General features: G+C 51.8%; 3 protein-coding genes. 2 read left to right on the top strand and 1 reads right to left on the bottom strand.

The window, feature by feature from the left end; genetic code table 11:
• Positions 1-227: 227 nt before the first annotated feature.
• Both AC0QHF_RS02380 and AC0QHF_RS02385 read left to right on the top strand, forming a co-directional pair.
• Positions 228-1,850 (top strand): mechanosensitive ion channel family protein, encoded by a 1,623-nt coding sequence (locus tag AC0QHF_RS02380; protein ID WP_324702581.1) that lies wholly within the window; start codon positions 228-230, stop codon positions 1,848-1,850.
• Positions 1,851-2,165: 315 nt separating this feature from the next.
• Positions 2,166-2,633, top strand: coding sequence for a lipopolysaccharide assembly protein LapA domain-containing protein (locus AC0QHF_RS02385; RefSeq protein ID WP_324702582.1), 468 nt, complete (start codon positions 2,166-2,168; stop codon positions 2,631-2,633).
• Between the two features lie 44 nt (positions 2,634-2,677).
• Here AC0QHF_RS02385 and AC0QHF_RS02390 read toward each other — a convergent pair whose 3' ends face one another.
• The gene (locus tag AC0QHF_RS02390) at positions 2,678-2,854 is read right to left on the bottom strand and encodes a hypothetical protein (RefSeq protein WP_324702583.1); all 177 of its coding nucleotides are present in this window, start codon (positions 2,852-2,854) and stop codon (positions 2,678-2,680) included.
• Positions 2,855-3,033: the final 179 nt, after the last annotated feature.

A 3,033-nucleotide genomic window follows, 5' to 3' on the forward strand; every position in this document is an offset into this window, starting at 1 on the left:
ATATCCATCCAAGGGGATGGAAGCCTTACCGGGAAGTTATTTCAGGTATTTCAGCCCTATTTCGTTCCCGAACGAATAGCACAACTTCCCCTATCATACCGATTCTCGAAAAAGTGGCAACTCCCGCCCCCGTCTTTCGGGAATCTACCGCCGGACGGATGAAATAAACGATAATATTCCTCGTAGGGATTCATCCGAACCACCAGGCAGGACAGCAAAGGACGACCGTGAACCAGCAATTCTTCGATCGCAAAATTCGCCACCTTTTTTTCATCGCACTGGGTCTGAGTCTGGCTCTTTTTTTGAGCCTCTTTCCGGGTTTTCCCGCCCTCGGCCAGCAGGGGACGATCCCCTCATTCAAGTCGAATACCGCCCCGGTGATCCTCGACGGACGGCGAATTTTTAAGGTCAGCAGTTCGCAAGAATTTCCGGCTCTGGAACGGGCGGAAATGATCGAAAACAAACTCCAGCAGGCGGTGCGATCGCCCGATCCGATCACCGTGACTGTCAGAGATAATAATACCCTGCCGACCATTTGGCTGAATGACGGATATTTGTTGACCGTCACCGAACGGGATTCGGAAACCGGAAACGACGTTTGGGAACAGGCCGACCGTTGGAAACGCGAGATCCAATACGCCGTCAATCGCGCCCAACAAGAACGCAGCCTGCAATTTTTGCAAGTGGCGATCTTGCGGTCGGCACTGATCCTCATTTGTGCGATGTTGACCCACTGGGCGATCGGAAAATTATGGGAAAAATATCTCCGGCGCATTTTGGAGGCTTTCTTACCCTCGGAAAATGACGTTTCCCAAAAACAGCAAAAAAAACAACACCGCAGTGTAGATGTCTTTTTGAACTTGACCCTCTCCAGCGTCCGCCTCGGGCTGTGGTTCGCCGTTTTTATCTACATTGCCAACCAGTTTCCGGTGACGCGACAGTGGAGTTATCAGGTCGGCGGCACCATCGTCACCACCCTGACCTCCGACATTTTCAGCCTCGACAACAACTCCTATTCCATCCCCGACATTTTAGTTTTGCTGCTCCTGCTTTGGGCGCTAATTTTTACTGCGAAAGTGCTGGAAGACGTGCTGCGATCGCGCATTTTGGAAGCCACGGGAATCAGCCGCGGCGCCCAGGAAGTTGTGGCGGTCATCATCCGCTATAGTCTCATCTGTATCGGCAGTTTGGTATTGTTGCAAGTCTGGGGATTGAACCTCAGTTCCCTCACCATTCTCGCCAGCGCCCTGGGCGTCGGGATCGGCTTCGGATTTCAAGATATCGCCAAAAATTTCGGCAGCGGTTTGGTGTTGTTATTTGAGCGTCCCATCCAGGCCGGCGACTTCATCGAAGTGGGAGAATATCAGGGGATCGTCGAACGGGTTGGCGCCCGCAGTACGGTGATAAAAACCCTCGATCAAATTTCTATTATCGTCCCCAATTCCCGCTTTTTAGAAACGGAATTGATCAACTGGGATCACGACAATTCCCTCTCCGGACTGCGACTTCCTGTCGGCATCGCCTACGGTTCGGACGTGGAAAAGGTGAAGGATTCTTTGCTGGACGTTGCGAAGGCTAATCCGGATGTCTTGACGATCCCTTCCCCCCAGGTTTTATTCAAGGGGTTCGGGGACAGTTCTCTCGATTTTGAATTGCGGGTTTGGACCCGCCACCCCGAACGCCAAGTTGTGATTAAAAGTGATTTATATTATGAAATTGAAGCCATGTTGCGAAAGCGAAATATCGAAATTCCGTTCCCGCAACGAGACCTGCACGTTCGCGGCAGTATGCCTCTAGAATTGTCCCCGGAGTTGAAAGCGCTATTGTCGAAATTAATTTCACCTTCTTAGGTGGGAGTCTGGGGGAGACGGCGAAGGCTCTTCGCCTCGACTAAAAATTGATGGAGAAGAAACCCGGTGTCCGAGAAGGACTCGGGTGTCGATCTGAGATTTTTGAGACCCGGTTTCTCAAATCCACCCCATGCCAGCCGATCGCCCCAAAATCGGAACTCGTCACCAAAAAAGCATTTCTTAACGGATCATCTCGCGATCGTATCGTAGACTGAGGGAAGTGCGTCGATGGATGATGAACCGCTCGGAGGTGGAAAGGCCCCGTCGATGCATCTGAAAAAGTTGACCCGTTACGAATCGTTTGGGAGTAAATTTATGCGAGCGTTGAATTTTGTGTTAGTTATTTTAATTGCCCTGGGACTGGTGGTGTTCAGCCTCCAAAATACCCAGCCGGCCACCATTCAGTTGATTTCCGGAGAGGTGGAAGTCGAGGCTCCCCTCGCCGTGGAATTGATCGTGGCGGCGGGTTTCGGAGGGATTCTGGCGTGGCTGTTTATTCTCTGGTCTAGGGTACAGCAATTGTTGGGCGATCGCGCCACCCTCCGCAAAATCCGCGCACAGGAAAAACGCATCCAAGAATTGCAGGACACCCTGCAAAAATATCAGGGACAAACCCTGTCCGAAAAAACCGAAGCCAAAGCCGAATTTGAGGCCAAAACCGAACCCGAAGCCGAAGTGAAAGACGAACCCAAAACCGAACCCGAACCGGAAACCAAAGCGGAATCCGAACCCGAACCCGAAAAAACCGAACCGGCGGAAAAAGCTGAGGAATCCAAAAAGTAGGGTATGAAACAGGGGAAAGCGATCGCCCTCAACCCGACCACCACTCAATCAACTCCGGCAGAATCCGGAGCGATCTGATAGCGAGGCTGCACGACCAGCAGGCGTTCTCGCCTGTCAATGAGGCGGGCGATCGCTTCCCACTGCCCGTCTCGGAAGGTGGCGGCGGGGTCGTCCAGGGCGGTTTTTAAAAAAGATAAGGCTTCATGTTTTAAGGGTTCCATTGTCAGTTCCGCTGTGGCACACTACGGCATTGATCGCTATTTTAAACTAAAAAATCGCGCCGGATCGTGATCGCCCTTTCCGGGATCGCTACAATATATATCAATGTGCGATTCGTTCGGGAGTGAAATAAGGCTGAAATGCCTGAAATAACCTCCTGGTAAGGCTTCCATCCCCTTGG

This window comes from Lyngbya sp. CCY1209, from assembly GCF_055795065.1.

Bases quoted from the DNA above. Each gene is read 5' to 3' on its own strand.
- AC0QHF_RS02385 (WP_324702582.1), top strand. From the start codon at position 2,166: ATGCGAGCGTTGAATTTTGTGTTAGTTATTTTAATTGCCCTGGGACTG.
- AC0QHF_RS02390 (WP_324702583.1), bottom strand. From the start codon at position 2,854: ATGGAACCCTTAAAACATGAAGCCTTATCTTTTTTAAAAACCGCCCTG.